10 protein-coding genes and 1 pseudogene are annotated in these 17,710 nt (G+C 42.0%); 6 read left to right on the forward strand and 5 right to left on the reverse strand.

What is annotated here, in order from left to right; translation table 11 throughout:
• Window positions 1-98 precede the first annotated feature (98 nt).
• The 6 genes and pseudogenes from N3A72_10050 to N3A72_10075 all read left to right on the forward strand — a co-directional run bounded on the left by N3A72_10050 (window position 99) and on the right by N3A72_10075 (window position 9,891).
• Window positions 99-1,499: a phosphoglucomutase/phosphomannomutase family protein gene (locus N3A72_10050; GenBank protein ID MCX7919924.1), complete on the forward strand. Its 1,401-nt coding sequence runs from the start codon at window positions 99-101 to the stop codon at window positions 1,497-1,499.
• Between the two features lie 91 nt (window positions 1,500-1,590).
• Window positions 1,591-4,182: a glycosyl transferase family 36 gene (locus N3A72_10055; protein MCX7919925.1), complete on the forward strand. Its 2,592-nt coding sequence runs from the start codon at window positions 1,591-1,593 to the stop codon at window positions 4,180-4,182.
• 268 nt (window positions 4,183-4,450) lie between these two features.
• A complete protein-coding gene (locus N3A72_10060; protein ID MCX7919926.1) occupies window positions 4,451-7,081 on the forward strand; it encodes a hypothetical protein in 2,631 nt (876 codons plus the stop codon).
• Window positions 7,082-7,157: 76 nt separating this feature from the next.
• Window positions 7,158-7,295: pseudogene (locus tag N3A72_10065) on the forward strand (prepilin-type N-terminal cleavage/methylation domain-containing protein).
• A gap of 1,044 nt (window positions 7,296-8,339) precedes the next feature.
• On the forward strand, window positions 8,340-8,939 hold the full coding sequence (locus N3A72_10070; GenBank protein ID MCX7919927.1) for an L-2-amino-thiazoline-4-carboxylic acid hydrolase: 600 nt from the start codon (window positions 8,340-8,342) through the stop codon (window positions 8,937-8,939).
• A 541-nt stretch (window positions 8,940-9,480) separates the two neighbouring features.
• The gene (locus N3A72_10075) at window positions 9,481-9,891 is read left to right on the forward strand and encodes a tetratricopeptide repeat protein (protein ID MCX7919928.1); all 411 of its coding nucleotides are present in this window, start codon (window positions 9,481-9,483) and stop codon (window positions 9,889-9,891) included.
• Window positions 9,892-9,954: 63 nt separating this feature from the next.
• On the opposite strand, the gene N3A72_10080 is transcribed toward N3A72_10075, so the two are convergent.
• From N3A72_10080 to N3A72_10100, 5 genes are all read right to left on the reverse strand, one after another.
• On the reverse strand, window positions 9,955-11,367 hold the full coding sequence (locus N3A72_10080; protein ID MCX7919929.1) for a cation-efflux pump: 1,413 nt from the start codon (window positions 11,365-11,367) through the stop codon (window positions 9,955-9,957).
• 213 nt (window positions 11,368-11,580) lie between these two features.
• The gene (gene fusA, locus N3A72_10085) at window positions 11,581-13,674 is read right to left on the reverse strand and encodes an elongation factor G (GenBank protein ID MCX7919930.1); all 2,094 of its coding nucleotides are present in this window, start codon (window positions 13,672-13,674) and stop codon (window positions 11,581-11,583) included.
• A 187-nt stretch (window positions 13,675-13,861) separates the two neighbouring features.
• On the reverse strand, window positions 13,862-14,770 hold the full coding sequence (gene secF / locus N3A72_10090) for a protein translocase subunit SecF (protein MCX7919931.1): 909 nt from the start codon (window positions 14,768-14,770) through the stop codon (window positions 13,862-13,864).
• 88 nt (window positions 14,771-14,858) lie between these two features.
• Window positions 14,859-16,505 carry a protein translocase subunit SecD gene (gene secD / locus N3A72_10095; protein MCX7919932.1) on the reverse strand — a complete coding sequence of 549 codons (1,647 nt, stop codon included), beginning with the start codon at window positions 16,503-16,505 and terminating at the stop codon, window positions 14,859-14,861.
• Between the two features lie 245 nt (window positions 16,506-16,750).
• Entirely contained in the window at window positions 16,751-17,287 is a 537-nt protein-coding gene (locus N3A72_10100; protein ID MCX7919933.1) for a hypothetical protein, read from the reverse strand.
• Window positions 17,288-17,710 lie beyond the last annotated feature (423 nt).

Genomic DNA, 17,710 nt, shown 5'->3' on the forward strand with positions numbered 1-17,710 from the left:
AGTTAAACGTGTTATGAGTGTTTGGGGTTCATAAGACACGGTTTTGAACCCTCAATAATTTAACTGATTTAACCCATTTAACTCATTTAATTAAGAATATGCAAATACGATTCGGAACTGATGGATGGCGAGCGATTATCGCCGATGAATTTACTTTTGCGAATGTTGAAATTATCGCGCAGGCGTTGGCCGATTATATTTTTTCAACCGGAAACGCATCTCGTGGTATTGTTATCGGGTATGACTACCGTTTTCATTCAGAAAACTACGCTCTACGGGTAGCTGAAGTCGTCGCAAGTAATCATATTCCGGTATATTTGAGCGATACCGCGTTGCCGACCCCGGCACTTTCGCTAGCAACCAAACAACGGCAATGCGCTGGCGGAATTATGATAACCGCATCGCATAATCCACCATTATATAATGGGATAAAGTTTAAAGCGCCGTATGGCGGTTCCGCAACTAAAGAGATTACCCAAGCGATTGAAAAAAAACTATATCAAACACTTCCAAGACGTGAACCTAAAATTGCGCAAAGGTATATTCAGAAAACGGATTTGGTTACACCGTATTTAACCCAATTACAATCATTTGTTGTGTTAGAAAAAATAATAGAGTATCCTATCAAGGTTGTTGCGGATTCGATGCATGGGGTCGGCAAAAATTATCTAGAACAACTCCTGCAAGGGGGGAAAATTCAGGTTAAAACGATACGCGGGAATCGAGACGCGCTATTCGGCGGAATTCTTCCGGAACCAATACCAAAAAATCTGGGGATGCTGTTTGAAGAAGTCCAACGATTCGGTGCAACCGTTGGCCTAGCTACTGATGGAGATAGTGACCGTATCGGAGTTGTTGATGAACAAGGACGGTTTGTCACCCCACATCATTTAGCACCGATATTATTTGAGCATCTAAAAAAGACTAGGAAATGGTCTGGCGATGTCGTTCGCACCATTTCTATGGCATCAATAATAGATAAACTCGCTGCAGAATATGGCGCGACTGTGACAGAAGTGCCGGTCGGATTCAAGAACGTTGCTGAGTTGATGGTGCAGAAGGATATCCTCATTGGCGGCGAAGAAAGCGGCGGAATCGGGATTAAAAATCATATTCCGGAACGCGACGGACTATTGCTCGGACTTCTTACATTAGAATGTTTAGTAACAACGGGAAAAAAACCGAGTAATTTGGTAGCTGATTTAGAAAGCCGATTTGGGAAGCTCGTTTACGACCGGATTGATGCGCATTGTCCGGATGAAATAAGAATCGGGTTAATCAATCGGCTGAAATCGCAGCCGCCGGATAAAATCGCGAATATTACCGTAGATAACATCAGCAGTTTCGATGGAATTAAATTCTATCTGGTTGATGGAAGTTGGCTATTAATTCGGGCGTCGGATACTGAACCGGTCGTTCGCATCTATGTCGGTTCAGATTCAGAACGAAAAACCGCAAGTATCCTTAATGCAGGAAAGATACTCTGCGGAATTAAATAAAAGAGAGTCGTATAGGACACTATATTTAGCAAGGACGCAAAGAAATCTTTATTTTATCCTGGCAGGGTAAACAGGATTATCGTTGCGTCTTTTGTTTGAAAGGTTTGATGGAGAACTATTAGGTATGGGCAAATATGGTCATTTTTCAAAAGATGGAAAAGAGTTTATTATCATCCGGCCGGATACTCCGGCACCGTGGGTAAACTATTTAACCAATAAAACCTATCACGTATTAATCACGCATGTTGGCGGGGGATATAGTTTCTATATTTCACCGAAAGATAGTCGAATCACCCGATGGCGATATAACGCTCTTCCTTGGGATCGACCAGGGAAATATGTTTATCTTCGCGATAATGAGAACGGAGAATATTGGTCATTATCCTGGCAGCCGGTCTGCAAACCGCCCGTGTTCTATCAATGTCGGCATGGATTGGGATACACTATTATCGAGCAGGAATATGCACATATCCGCTCAACTGTTTGCTATTTTGTTCCACTGGAAGATGAATTAGAGGTCTGGCATATTCGTTTGATTAATCGCGGAAATAAACCTCGCAATTTAAGTATCTTTTCTTTTGTTGAACTCTGTTTGGGTCATGCACTCGTTGATCTCATCAACCAGCCAAACGACCAGCATTTTAATGATGTCCGATTTGTGCAGGAAGATAATGCGATTTATGCAACGAAACGATACTGGGTAACCTATTCCGGACCGACAGTTAAGCAGGCAAACCAGGCATGGAATAAATGGGTTTATTTTTCGAGCAGTCTACCGGTAATTGGTTTCGATGGAAGCAGAAATAAGTTTATCGGACCATGGCGTAGCGAATCGAATCCGCTCGCTATTGAACAAGGTAAATGTTCGAATACCATGATTACTGCAGGAGATGCGGTTGCTGCGCTTCAGAACAATATTTCACTCGCTCCAAAAGAAGAGCTTGAGTTTACAATTATCTTAGGCGTGGTTGATAAACCGCACGATCGCGGTTTACGCACCCCAGTTGAACCAGCACGGAAATTAGCTAAACCGTTCATAAAAAAATACGCTGATTCTTTGAACATAGATAAAGAATTTAATCAACTCCGGAAATATTGGGATTGGTATTTAAGCCATGCGCAGGTCGCAACCCCAGACCCACAAATGAACCTTGCCCTGAATATCTGGAATCAATATCAGAACAAAATTACGTTTTTGTTTTCACGGAATGCGTCGTATTACCATGGCGGACTTCTTTTCGGTAGGGGATACCGCGATGCCTGTCAGGATGCACTCGGTCCGGTTATGGTTGAACCAGATGCGGTTAAACAGCGGATTCTTGAAATGGCGCAGAATCAATTTAAAAATGGATCGGTTATGCATTGTTATTTTCCGATAACCGGTGGTGGTGAACGAACCGGACATTCGGATACCCCGCTTTGGTTTCCACTAGCGGTAACTAATTATCTGAAAGAGACCGGTGATTTTGCGATTCTTGAACAATCCGTTGAATATCTTGATGGGGGAAAGGGAACTATTTTACAGCATCTACTCAATAATATCAATTATGTCTTAAACGATACGACGAACCGTGGGTTACCGAAATTTGGTCCTGGCGATTGGAACGATACACTCGATTATCTCGGGCGGCAGGGCAAAGGGGAAAGCGTTTGGGTAGCGATGTGTCTAGCGCTTGCAATTAAGGAAACTGTGCAATTGCTGAAATATTTAGAATCGGAAAAAAAACTACAGAGTAAGGGGCTGATGTATCAAACTCGCTCGATACGTTCGTTACGTCAAAAGTATGAACAAGCATATTTTAAACTTGCTAATACCATCAACCGCCTTTGTTGGGATGGAAATTGGTATATCCGCGGAACGAATGATTGGGGTGAAATTATCGGCTCGAAGAAATGTAAAGAAGGGAAAATATTTATCAATACGCAGACCTGGGCGGTAATCAGCGGAATTGCCCCAAAAAACCGCGCAATTAAAGCACTCGATTCGGTTAGAAAATATCTTGATACCCCGAAAGGACCTCAACTCGTTGCGCCAGCATATACTGAAGTCAATCCGCGGATCGGGCTAGCAACCCGGTGCGTTCCGGGCAAAAAAGAAAATGGTGCGGTATTCAATCATCCGGTAACTTGGGCAATTTATGCGGAATGTTTACTCGGGCGCGGAGATATAGCGTATGAATATTATAAAAAAGCGTTACCACCAGCATTTCAGACCTCAAAAAAGATTAAGGTTAAAGTTAAACCATTATTTCCTCAATCGAAAATCTCCAAGCTACAATCTGAAATTATTTATGACCCGGCTGATGAGGATATCTACGAAGTCGAACCGTATGTTTATGCGGAATATGTTACCAGCCCGGAACATCCGACCTTTGGACAAGCATCACATTCTTGGTTAACTGGCACCGCTGCGTGGATGCTTCGTGATGGTCTTGACCATATTCTTGGTGTTAAGCCGACTTATAATGGTCTACTGGTTGACCCGTGTATACCGAAACATTGGAAAGAATACTCGGTCACCCGAAAATATCGCGACGCAACTTATCATATTACGGTAAAAAACCCTAGCGGGATTAATTGCGGGGTGAAAGAAATCTGGATTGACGGTAAAAAAATTGTATCGAATCTGCTACCTATTTTTCCAAAGGGCGAATCGCATTATATCACCGTAATCCTTGGCTAGTATAGGTTAGGGATAATTCATTAAAATCTAAATTGCTATTTGTTCATGACAAGTATTGATTGTTATTGCGTTCTTTTTAAAATTCCTCTTATTTTAAGACCCGTATTAAACACCAGAAATACTTGACAAATTTAAATAATGTGATATATTATATAACACTTAGTGTAGCGTGTGCATTAAATTTTTGTTAAAGATAGGAGGGATGTTTTTGAAGAAATTAACAAATTTGGGTAAAACATCTTTGATACGAAAGGAGGGAGAAAATTTTATGGCTAAAAAAATGAATTTGTTCCGGTTGTGCTTTTTCGTTGTAGTAATAATGTTTCTTAGTACCAGCATATCGTTTGCTTGGTATATATCAACGACCTATGCGTTTGTTACGGCTTCTGGTCCATATTTGAGTGCTGGATATGGAATCGCATTAGATTCGGTGAATAATCGGTTGTTAGCAAATTATTATTACGCTGCAACTTATGGCAATTTAAGTTACGTATTTCCAGCAGATCCAAGCGACCCGCTATTTAGTACTGCTAGTGTCGGTGGATTCATCCGTGACCGAATTGACGGGGCAGGTAATAAATTTTACGGACTTTGGGCAGCATCAGGTGCAGCATATAACAATGGAAAATTCTATATTACAATAGATGGCGGCACTTATACTCGAGCTGGGTCAATCTGGGTTATGCCATCGAATGATACAACGATAGTTATTCCCGGAATTAGCTCGACCAATTTCATCCTGCAAGTAGGTGGTGTCTATACGGATGCAAATGCAGCTCAATCATCCGGAATCGGAACTAACTTTTTTGCGACGTTAACTAGGTCGACTGAAGCGGCGATTGCTCTGAATTCTACAGATATCGTTTTACCTGATGGAGCCGTGAATACTATCACCGGAGTGTATACAAACGCTAATGGTCTTGGCCGTAATTTCTGGTCCGCTTCTCAAGGTCGTGGATATTCGCAATCGCGTGGATTGCTATTCCTATGTGACACAACTGGTATTCCCTATCCTGCAAGCTCGTTCCCAACCACTGTTTGGGTAACGTGGACTCAAGGGAAATTAAAACCGTATGATGGAACAATATACTTAACCACACCGTTACCTGATACGACAAAACCGGTGTTTGTCCAATGGTTGGGAAGGATGCCAGGTGCTGGACGAGGTGTACTTGTCTATGACGCGAATTCGCCAGTAGGTCCGTTAGGTTCATATGCAGCTTGGACTGGAACATATTTCCCTGCACAACCCGGTATTGATGTTGTCGGACGTGCAATAGATAACTTCCCATTTGTTGTTTCCTCAACGTTCCTAGATAGCTATGCCGGTAGTAGCTGTACCACCTGCGTCATTACACCAGCAAAACCGTTCCCCGGCGTTGTTAGTATGGGTGGTATTCTTCAGATAACCCGTAGTTGGGATGTTGAAGGTGATAGTATTCCGGTTTGGAATCCGGTAAGAGTAACTACGGCTGTAGCGGTGAGTAGTTTAAACCAAGTTAACATCAGCAGTGTTTTAGGTGGAAAACCATATTATGATATCACCGGTGTATGGACAAATGCTTCCGGTCTTGGATTAAACTTCTATCCGCAGGGGAATGCTTCCGGAAACTATTGGTTTGACTGGTATAAGATAACCGACCCAACGAAAATCGCTATTGATACCTCGCTCTGGCTCGGTTCAGCGTTATCAGATAGAGTATATAATGTTCCGAAAGGACCGATATATTCTGTCCAAGGTGTATATACTGCATTCCCGACATTAGCACAAACTACCAACGGAATGAATTTCTTTACTTCAAGTCCATCGTTGGCAAGAACAGGTCACGCGAATAATAGCACCGGAACAGGGTGGTATAATGTCAGCGTAGATTCTCCAACCATTTATCTCACAGTACCAGTTGATACTACGGTAGCTGGCGATTCCGTTCTCGTACTATTCTGGTCACATCCTGGACAAGCATTTACTCCTGGTTCATGGTGGGATCTTGATACCAGCGGTATCCTTAACTTAGCACATCCATTACCGGTAGGAACATCAACAGCGTATGTAGGTATCATTACAGGTTGGATTGACCCGGTTACCAATGCAATCACCATTTTACCGAGAAACTATCTCTACGGTGCATCGTCTCTAGTTGCAGGAAGTAAGAATATATATATGGGCGATACTGTTTACGTTACGATATTAGCGCATGGCGGTGATTCTGCTTATAACCGTTTCGGACCAGGAACAAAACATAACCGAGTTCTATCTGGTCCCGGTGCATTAGAGTTCGATAATCTTGGCAATGCGTTTATGGCAGATAAAGTCGCTCGGCGGTTGTATGTATATGATTCAAGCTGGAATCTGAAAGCCCAATATTATATTTTCGGAGAACTATCCGGCGTAGTTCGTGGAATAGGCGTAAATCCGGAGAATGGTGATATATATGTTGCGAGTCAATTCGGTCGAGTATGGAAATTTACACGGACCGGTAGTGATGTAACTAGTTATAAACAAGACCCTGAACCGTTCTACTTCTCAAACGCCCGTGGATTAGATGATACCAACGGTGCAGCGATTGATGTCGATGTTGTTCCGTTACCAAAAGGGTTGAAATCGTATTCGGCTGCAGTATATGTTAGCGCTCCTGTTGGTCGAGATGCTAAAGGACCGGTAAAAGTATTCGTTGATGAACCCGGTGCACGAGGTGTACTAGTGCAGGATTTAGTTTCACCGCAAGCTACGGGAACCGGTATCGGTCCGCGTGGCGCAGCGATTACTGCTGACCGAAAACGGGTATACTCGGTCAACTGGTCGAGCACAACTGCTACTCCGCAATTTATCACTTACTGGTATCTCGATGGATGGTTTGTACCGGTAGAACTATCGCGGTTTGAATCGGTTATTGATTAATAAGATTATGTAGCATTCATAGGGGTTGAATTTGAAAAATCAACCCCTATTTTTTATTATCGATATATTAACAAATATGTTAATATTTCATTTTTTCAGGAAAGAAGGTGATTGTATATTGTATAACAAGACAAATAAAGGATTTACGCTTATAGAATTGCTTATTGTCGTTGCAATTATCGCCATTTTAGCTGCTATTGCTATTCCAAACTATCTAGCAGCGCAAACCCGAGCGAAAATAAGTCGGGTCAAAAAAGAAATGCAAACATTATCAACCGCATTAGAAGCTTACGCTACCGATTATAACGCTTATCCAATCTATGATAATACTCGGTGGCACATTATCGGTTGGGCTAAATTAACTACTCCGATAGCGTATATTACCAAAATACCTAATGATGAATTTAAATGGCGTGGTTCTTGGTATAGTGGTATGGGCGGTAGTGAAGGATGGTATTGGGCATATACGAACGGAGTTAGTACTGACCCGAAAAAAGAACCTAGTGCATATACGATTTGGTCAATTGCGCCAGATTTAGTACACCAGATACCAGCATATCGGGACAGATATCAATTAGAAAATGATTTAAATAACCCGAATCTAGTTCCGTTACCAGCACCGACTTGGTGGCGGTATCAAGGCGGGAGTTATAACTATGACCCTACGAATGGTTTGATGAGTTTCGGTGATATCTGGCGTGCATCAAAATGATGGATAAAAATAAGCGGTTATACACTCATTAATGTTTACCCCCGAAGGCTTTCGGGATGATACTATCAGAACAACACTATACTGTGCGGCAAATGTTAATTACGCGCAGGAACACAAAAACAATTATAGGAAAAATGGTTTTTATAGGGTCACATATAGGACGCAACTAACCGTAGTCATAATATGTTGGCGTTTCTTTTTTGGTTTAATCTTGAAAGCCTTCGTGATTTTTCTAAATCTTCTAAAACGTAATCAGCATTTGGATTTTTCAATTAAGTCACCGACCCGAATAAAAGCTTGACACTCCGTTTTGTTACCTTTATAATAGAGTAAACTCCTATTAGCAATTATTTCCAACTCTGTCAATAGTTAAGGGTGTCTGGTGGTAAATAACTGGATAGGCTGAACGTTCAGATGGTTAAATCGCCATTCCGTATATATCTAATTTTCCCGGATTAAGTTATTCGGTAAAGAACGGATGCATAATGGATACAAGGGAAACCGATTTTTTTAGGAACGATTAATAGCCCTTGATATTTCATAAAAATGGATCGAATTTATTTTATGGAAGCGGTGGAATTATTAAAAGATGAAATAGGATTAGTTTCAGCGTATATGATCGGTATTCCAGCAACGATAGCGGCGAACAAACTGAACTTCTGCGTATCAGCAGATGCTGACCAAGCGGAGCAGAATAAAACCGCATTAAAAAATGCGTTTAAACTGGTAGCGCAGATATATCCTCGTCTGCAGAAAAAGTATGGAAAGCAAGTTGCAGATGATATTATGGGGAAAGTCTTAGTTAAAGTCGCTACTGAATTCTTTCAAGGATTCAAGCCAATCGGACCCGACGATAAATTCCCAGCGTTTGCGAAAATCTATAAAGATTTCGAAAGCCATAATCTGGTGTTCGACGTTATTGAAGAAACAGATACCAAACTCGACGTTATCGTTCGTCGGTGCCTGATATATGAAGCGATGAAAGATCTAGGAATGGGTGATTTGATTCCACATCTCTGTCAGTTCGCATTCACCTATTTCCAATCATATCATCCGAATATAAAATATCTAAAAGATAAAATGATTGGAAGCGGTGACGCTTGTTGTCATGAAACGTTTCTGTGGAAAGAAGAAGAACTCAATTAAAATAACCATCCACAGAACCGGTTGGCTCATCGGCACGGTATAAAACAAGGAGAATTCGCGCTACGCAAACCAAACTAGGCACGATCGCATAGAACGTGGGGATGAGAAATCGCATGGATAAAAACATTGCGTTTCCTCTATATTCAGCCCCGACAAAAGCTTGACACTCCATTTTGTTACCTTTATAATAGAGTAAACTCCTATCAGCAATTATTTCCAAATTCTATCAATAGTTAAGGGTGTCTGGTGGTAAATAACCGGATAGGTTGAACGTTCGGATGGTCGGGCCGCCATCCCATATATATCTAATTCTATCGGAGTAGGTTGAATAGCAAAGGACGGATGTATAATGGGTGCGAAAAATAACCGACCACTTACTCGAGAATTTTTAAGAGACAAGACCTTCCTAATTTGTTCATCCGTTTTTCTGTCTTTCATTTTACATTCTGAAATCAACAGCTCCAATTCGTTTTTTATAAACACCTTTTATTAGCAGGTGATGCACTAAATTCTTACTTTTTTAATTTCAGGAGGGAACATTATGAGTTTTTGGAATACGCTATTCGGCAAACCTAAAACTGCTAAATACTATAATAAACAAGCAATTAAATTGATTCAAAAGGGTAGGTTCGATGAAGCGATTAGTATGTGCAATGAAGCGATAGCACTTGATGCGGGATATACCGATGCGTATAACAATCGCGGGTTAGCATATGCGCAAAAGAATGAATATGACCGCGCAATTGCAGATTTTAACAAAGCGCTAGAAATCAATCCGCGGTTAGGCGAAACGTATTATAATAAAGCGCTAACCTGCGAGAAAGCTGGCCGAACGTTAGATGCAATTGAAGGATATAAAAAAGCAATTGAATTCGGAGCTAAACAGAATCCGTTTATCCTCGACCGAGCGAAACAGCATATCGCAGATTTAGAAAAAGAACTCAAGCAGTAAGAGAATGATAAAATGGTAATGCCGGAATTTCAGTTTATGGCGTTCGAATAATCTGATACATAATTATCTATCTGCCGGTTCGGTATGGACGGTAATCTGTGCTATTTGAGGGAACTCAGATTTTATCCTCTGTTCGATAGCGGTTGAAATATCATGGACTTCGGGTAAGGATAGTTCCGGTTGCAAGCAACAATGCAGCGATACCTTATACTTCCCTTCAGAAGTCTGAACATTGACTTCATGGCAATCAAGCACACCAGGGATCATTTCTGCAGTAGCTTTTATCTTTCCTACTAACCGTTGGGTTTGACCGGTAACATCTTTTGCCGGGACAGAATTATGGTTTGCGATTTCAAGATGTGTCGTAACCTGTGCAACATTCGGTATCTCCTGTTTAATTCTATCTTCAAGCTGATGAGATAACTCGTGGGCATGCTCAAATTTAGTTTCTGGCGCTAATTCTAAATGGAGGTTAATCGATAACTTCCGTCCGATTTCGCTTATTTGAACATTATGGATAGTCAATGATAGGGAATTCGCAATCAATCGGATTTTATCTATGGTTTGTTCCTGGCTGGTAGCTTGCGGATCAGCGTGGATAACGATATCCGCATTCGGAATGAGTTTCGCGAGTTTCTGTTCAACTTCATTAACCACAGTATGCGCCTGTTCGAACGGAACTGTGCGATTAATTGCTAGCCGCATATCGATAAACGTTTGTGCGCCAGCTTTCCGAACTCGCAAATCACTGAACGACTCCACGCCGGAAACCGACCGAATCACATCTTCTATCTGTAACATCGTCGCTTCACCTGGTGCGGTATCGAGGAGAACGTCAATCGTCCGTTTTCCTAGGCGGACACTAACAATCAACACCCAGAGAGCAACGATAAGTGCTGCTATTGGGTCAGCCCAGTGCCAATCGAAAGCAAAAACGAATATGAGACCGACGATAACTACCACCGTACTCCAAATATCACTTAGGAAATGCAATGCGTCTGCTTCCAATGCTTGACTATCATATTTTTTCGCTGCACGAGATAATGCTACCGCCCGTGATATTGTTATTGCTAAAGAAACCAGCATCGTACTTAACGCGACCCAACCTACATCAATCTGCGTCGGTTTAATCAACCGCTGGATAGCTTCAGAAATAATCCAGAAGCAGGTGATAAGCAAGAGTGCGGTTTCGATTAATGCGGAGAAACTTTCGATTTTATGATGGCCATAAAGATGTCGACGGTCAGCAGGTTTATCGGAGAAGCGAACCGCAAAATAGGTGATCAGTGCTGCACCAAGGTCAAGCGCAGAATGTGCCGCTTCAGAGATGATACCTAAACTGCCGGTGATAATCCCGATAACTATTTTAAGAATTGTGAGAAATCCTGCTGCCCAAACGGAAGATAAAGCAACCTGCGCCTTCTCTCGGCTATCGGAATTAAGATCCTGATGTAGATTGTTATGCTGGTGAGCCAAAATAGGTTAAATAGGTTAAATAAGTTAAATAAGTTAAATCTATAGCGTTAAAATTCATGGTCTGGTAAGGTATCGGGTATCGAAATTGTAAGCGTGATAAATGAATCTCCAAAACGCTAACCCAGACGACACAAAGCCGAAACCTCTACCGATTGATCGCAATCTTATATAACCATTTAACCTATTTAACTCATTTAACGGCTTTTTGATAGATTATGTTTCTTCTTCTTCCGCCGCTTCAGGTTTCCGAGCGGCAATAATCTTCTGACTCACTTCCGGTGGAGTTTCCTGATAATGGGAAAATTTCATTGTATAACTGCCACGACCCCGAGCAATTGACCGTAAATCAATCGCATAGCGTGACATTTCCGCTAGCGGTACCAACGCTTTTATCACCTGTTTCCCATTTTTCGAATCTACACCCATAATCTGCCCACGTTTCGCATTGATATCGCCTATAATATCCCCCATATATTGTTCAGGTACCGTCACTTCAACTTCGACAATCGGCTCGAGAATGACCGGTTTAGCTAATTCCATTGCTTTTTTAAACCCGATTGACGCTGCAATTTTGAACGCCATATCCGAAGAATCAACTTCGTGATAAGAACCATCGTAGAGCGTAATTCTCAAGTCGGTTACCGGAGAACCAGAAAGAACACCTTTCTGGAGAGCTTCTTGCAATCCTTTTTCCACGCTCGGAATATATTTTGACGGGACGACACCGCCGAAAATCTCGTTCACGAACTCGTATCCTTTACCACGTGGGAGCGGTTCAAGCCGTAGCCAGACATCGCCATATTGACCGCGACCGCCGGATTGCCGTTTATATTTCCCTTGCGCTTCTGCTTTAGTCCGAATCGTTTCTCGATATGCAATTTTTGGCGGAGTTAATTCTGCATCAACGCCAAACTTTGTTTTCATTCGGTCTAGAACAATATTTAAATGTAAATCGCCCATGCCAGAAATAATCGTCTGTCGGGTTTCCGTATCTCGCCGAACTGATAAGGTCTGGTCTTCTTCCGTCAACCGATGAATCGCATTGCTGATTTTCTCTTCATCGCCCTGCGTTTTCGCTTCAATGGCCATCATAATTACCGGGTCTGGAAACTTCGTTGCTGGCAACATTATCGGATGTTCCCGGTCAGCGAACGTATCCGAAGTTGTCGTTACGGCAAGTTTCGAACAGGCAGCAATATCACCGGCAACCACTTTATGCACCACCGCATGCTGCTTCCCCATAACCCAGAATAAATTCGCTATTTTCTCATCTTTTCCTTTATTAACATTATACACGATTGAATCTGATTTCAAGATACCGGAATATACTCGAATAAAACTTAACCGCCCAGCAAAAGGGTCAACGATGGTTTTATAGACAAACGCACATAACGGCGCGTCGGATTTGCAAGGTCGTTCCTCTTCTTTTTTACTCTCGGGGTTAATTCCTTTTACTGGCGGCATTTCCGCCGGTGAAGGAAGATAATCAACAATAAAATCTAATAGGGTAGCGACGCCCGTTGTCTGCACCGCAGCACCACATAAGACTGGAATGAATTTCCGTTGTCGAATCCCGATAACCAATCCTTTTTGAATTTCTTCTGGCGTTAGTGCTTGTCCATCAAGATATTTCATAGTTAACTCATCATCAGCTTCCGCTGCTGCTTCGATTAACTTCTCTTTATATTCTTGCGCTTGTACCATCAGGTCAGCGGGAATCTCTGCTTCTTTTATTTTTCCATTCTCGTTCAACTCCGCTTTCATTTTCAGCAAATTTATTACACCACGGAACCCTTGTTCTTTTCCGATTGGCAAAGAGATCGGCACCGTGTTCATTTTAAACGTTTCACTAATCGAATGAATTGCACTGAAAAAATCTGCGCGTTCGCGGTCCATTTTCGTGATAAACGCTATTCGTGGAATCGCATATTCATCCGCATACGCCCAAACTTTTTCCGTCTCAACTTCAACTCCGGACGATGCATTGATCACCACGAGCGCAGTATCCGCGACCCGCATACTGCCTTTCACCTCGCCAATAAAATCCGCATATCCCGGAGTATCAATAATATTTATTTTGGTTTTTTTCCAATCACACGGCGCTAACGTCGCATTAATGGTTATTTTCCGTTTAATTTCATCCGGGTCGAAATCGGTCGTGGTGGTTCCTTCATCAACTTTACCCAAGCGGGTTATCGCACCAGAAACGAACAGCATTGCTTCCGTAAGCGAAGTTTTACCTGTCCCGTTATGTCCAACAACAACGATATTACGTATCTGTTCCGTAGCATATTCTTTTACATTCATTCTAAAACTCCTGTATTAGACCAAATAAAGTTTTTTATTGAGTTTGATAAAAGTTGTTAGTTTTATTCATGTAAACTCTACATATGTCCTCTTCCAAGTGTCGCATGAGAAGCGCACTGAAGTAATGTATGCTTCAACATTAAGGTATGCGGCATTGATTTGACTTCAGAATTTTGACATTGGGTATTTATCTTTTTAAGTGTCTTCGTTCCCAATTAACCCATTCAAGAACTATCGGACTGGCAACATAGATTGATGAGAAGGTTCCGGAAATAACGCCAATAATCATCGTGAACGCAAAATCGTGAATAACTTGCCCGCCAAAGAAAAAGAGACAGAGAACGACGATAAATACGGTCAAGACCGTTAAAATAGTTCGACTCAATGTCTGATTGGTGCTTAAATTGATAATTTCAGCGAACGACAGTTTGCGATGGAGCCGCAAATTCTCTCGAATCCGGTCGTAGATGATAATCGTATCATTAATCGAATATCCCATAATGGTTAGAATCGCTGCAATAACTACTAATGAGATTTCTTTATGGAATAGAGAAAGCATACCAACAACGATGATAACATCATGGAGCATGGCGAAAATCCCAGCAACTGCATATTTGAATTGGAACCGCCACGCCATATAGACAATCATTCCACCCGATGCCCAAAGCACCGCAAGAAATGCGCTCCGAACGAAATCGCGACTTACGCTCGCCCCGACGGTTTCCCGACGAAGCACTTCTATTTTCTGCTCGGGAAAACTCGTGGTTAATGTTTCGACAATGATATTTGCGGTCTGTTCAGTAGCTTTTTCAGCGGTACCTGCCCGGATAATATAATCCGTTCCTGTAAATCCTACTTCTTGGATAGTACTTTCGCCGAGCCGAATTTTGGCTAGGGCAGCTCGAATGGCATCGGTTTGAATTGGTTGGCTAAATTTGACTTCGACTAGAGTTCCACCTTCAAAATCAATATTTCCACGCAGTCCCCAAACGCTTAAGGAAATGATCCCAATAAGAACAAAAAATGCGGTTATGCCATACGCATAATACCGTTTTCCGATAAAATCAATATTCGGTTGTTTTATAAATTGAATCATTCTGTATTCCAATGCAAACGGATATTCGCAGATATAAACTGAACATGCGATTTGTATCTGTTTAAATCGGTTTGCATTAGCCCTTCATTTAAATACTAAGTTTCGTAAAACTACGGCGTAAGGTTAGCCAATCGAAAATAACCCGAGTAACTAAAATTGCCGTAAACATACTGATAACCAACCCGATACTTAACGTAACCGCAAATCCGCGAACCGGTCCGGTTCCGAATTGGAATAACATTACTGCCGCAATAATCGTAGTAACATTGGAATCGAGAATCGCATTAAACGCACGGTTGTATCCCGCATCGATTGCTGACCGAACAGTTTTTCCGGCGCGTAGCTCTTCTCGAATCCGTTCGAAAATCAGCACGTTCGCATCTACTGCCATACCAATGGTTAATACAATCCCAGCAATACCGGGAACGGTTAACACCGCATCCAACGCAGATAACGCTGCAATTAATATGATGAGATTTAACACTAACGCAATATCCGCAATGAGTCCCGACCCGCGATAGTAGAAAAACATAAACCCGGCAACGAGCAATCCGCCAAGTATCGCGGAAAAAATTCCTTTCTGAATCGAATCGAGTCCAAGGCTCGGTCCAATCGCCCGACTTTCTTCAACCAATAGCGGCGCTGGTAACGCTCCGGCTTTTAGCACGATCGCTAAATCTTTCGCTTCTTCCATCGTGAATCGTCCTTCAATCATCGCACTTCCGCCACTGATACGTTCTCGAATTACTGGCGCACTTTTCACTTCGCCGTCGAGCACAATCGCTAACCGTTTTTTTACATTCGCCGCAGTCACCCGTTCGAAAATCAGCGCTCCTTGCCGATCGAGTTTCAGCTCGACATACGGCGCACCGAATTTCATCGTATTGAATTTTACTGACGCTTGCGCAATATGTTCTCCGGTTAATTCTGCTTTCGTCCGGAGCAGAATCGGTTCGGTTACCGGTTGACCATCTTTCGTTTCACGGAGATATTTCAGTTCATATCCTTCCGGAATTACGGCACCGGGTTTCAGTTGCATCGTTTGATAATCAATAATCTGGTCAACTAATTCCGGGTCGGCAACAATTTTAAATTCTAAGAACGCTTGTTTCTGGATAATTTGAGAAGCACGAACCGGATCTTCTTCTCCAGGAAGCTGAACGACAATACGGTCAGTTCCTTGGAATGCAACGTTCGTTTCAGATAGTCCGAGTTGATTAACCCGGGTCTCGATAACTTTCCGGGCGCGATCCATAATATCCGTGGTTTTCTCATGGATAATTCGGTCATCAACGGTTAGCGCGATTTGATTCTCTTTAACCGGCGCAGCACTATCTATTTTTAGGAGCAGAGATTTATCAAGAATAGCTTTAATTGCGGGTTCATTTGCTTTATTGGTATATTGAATGATGTTCGCTACGGTACCACCGCCGTAGATAGCTTTTGCATCAAGCCGGGCGTTAGCGAAATCGAGATTAAGCCGTTCAATTTCTTTCGCAACCTCCATCTCTTTAACTTTATCCATATCCACCTTAAGCAACATATGGACGCCACCTTGCAAATCCAGCCCGAGTTTCAGTTTCCGTTTATTTAAGAATTCATATTCCGATTTGCTTAATTTCGATTGCTGCTCTTTGGATAATGAATACCAACGAATCGTCGGATAAATATACCACGCTGAAGCGATTAACACCACAGCAATTAAAATAAGTTTCCATTTCCCTAACCGTCCCATAGGTTCTCCTCAAAAAAATACGATTCAAACGGATGCCAACGCTAATGCTCCGCCTACAGCGGATTCCTGCCGATTGAATCGTGGTTTATAAACAGAGTAAATATTATACTTAATTTAGACCCATTCTGTCAAAAAAAAGTGTATGTTTTTTCATTACGGTTTCTTGGACGGGTAAGGATGAACGAGCTCGAGCTCGTTCATCCTTACCGGACAATAAAACTAGGTTTAACTAGGAAAGGACTCGATTATCGGGAGCGGTAATATTGCAACAACTCCGGCGTTGGGATAAATGGGTCTGGGATAGGGAGGTTATCGATGAGCAAGCAAATATATACTCCACGGTAGAGATGAACACCAGCCAATTGGAATTCGGTTGCGGCTTTATTCCATTGGTTACGGATAGAGTCACCAGTAGATTGCCATGCGGCAACTGCTAATTTCATGCGGGTTTGCTGTTGTATCCGAGCAGGGGTGGGTTGATAAGGTTTTTCCGGTAATCGGCGAGCATAATCCTGTCGCGCGTTCGTTCTTACATAGGAATTTTTTCCGAGCGGACCGGATTTGGTAAGTTGCAGTTTCGGTTCGAGATATCTTATAGTTGCGGTAGATAATTCTGCAGGAAATAGAATCGATTCAAGTATTTGAGTGATTAACTTTCGTAGTTCTGGTTCCGACGTAGGGATAGATTCGGTTAACGCGTTGAATAATTGTTTTGAGAAATCGTCTAAAACAAAATTAAACTTTTTAGTTATATAAATAAACGTTGGATATTGATTTTTCATACGATACCACCTATTTTAATATTTAGTTACCATAAAAATAAATAGTATTATAAAATCTGGATGATGTCAAGAGGAAAATAAAGAGCAGAGACTTTAATCCTATAAATTTTGGGGAATAATGAATAATGCAGGCTGGTAGTCTATAGAGGATAAGAAATACTACCGCATAACTGTATAGCCGGAGATACCTCTGATGCGGTTTTCGCAAAGTTTACCCCAATAGATATCGGGGTAAACTTTGCGCTCATTCAAAAACAAGCTAAAAAATCACGTTCGCTAATACACCGCTTCCTTCTACCGACGAACCTAAACTTTCATCCGGCGTATTCCCGGAAAGTTTATTCTGCTCGAAATAATTTATATATGCTCCGTCACTCAACAGTCCAGCACCGCTATTATTCGTGCACCAATTCCCGATAATCG

It is taken from the genome of bacterium (assembly GCA_026416715.1).
In the GTDB taxonomy this organism is placed as follows: Bacteria; UBP4; UBA4092; order JAOAEQ01; family JAOAEQ01; genus JAOAEQ01.

Bases quoted from the DNA above. Each gene is read 5' to 3' on its own strand.
- N3A72_10050 (MCX7919924.1), top strand. From the start codon at position 99: ATGCAAATACGATTCGGAACTGATGGATGGCGAGCGATTATCGCCGAT.
- N3A72_10060 (MCX7919926.1), top strand. From the start codon at position 4,451: ATGGCTAAAAAAATGAATTTGTTCCGGTTGTGCTTTTTCGTTGTAGTA.
- N3A72_10070 (MCX7919927.1), top strand. From the start codon at position 8,340: ATGGATCGAATTTATTTTATGGAAGCGGTGGAATTATTAAAAGATGAA.
- N3A72_10075 (MCX7919928.1), top strand. From the start codon at position 9,481: ATGAGTTTTTGGAATACGCTATTCGGCAAACCTAAAACTGCTAAATAC.
- fusA (MCX7919930.1), bottom strand. From the start codon at position 13,674: ATGAATGTAAAAGAATATGCTACGGAACAGATACGTAATATCGTTGTT.
- secF (MCX7919931.1), bottom strand. From the start codon at position 14,770: ATGATTCAATTTATAAAACAACCGAATATTGATTTTATCGGAAAACGG.
- secD (MCX7919932.1), bottom strand. From the start codon at position 16,505: ATGGGACGGTTAGGGAAATGGAAACTTATTTTAATTGCTGTGGTGTTA.
- N3A72_10100 (MCX7919933.1), bottom strand. From the start codon at position 17,287: ATGAAAAATCAATATCCAACGTTTATTTATATAACTAAAAAGTTTAAT.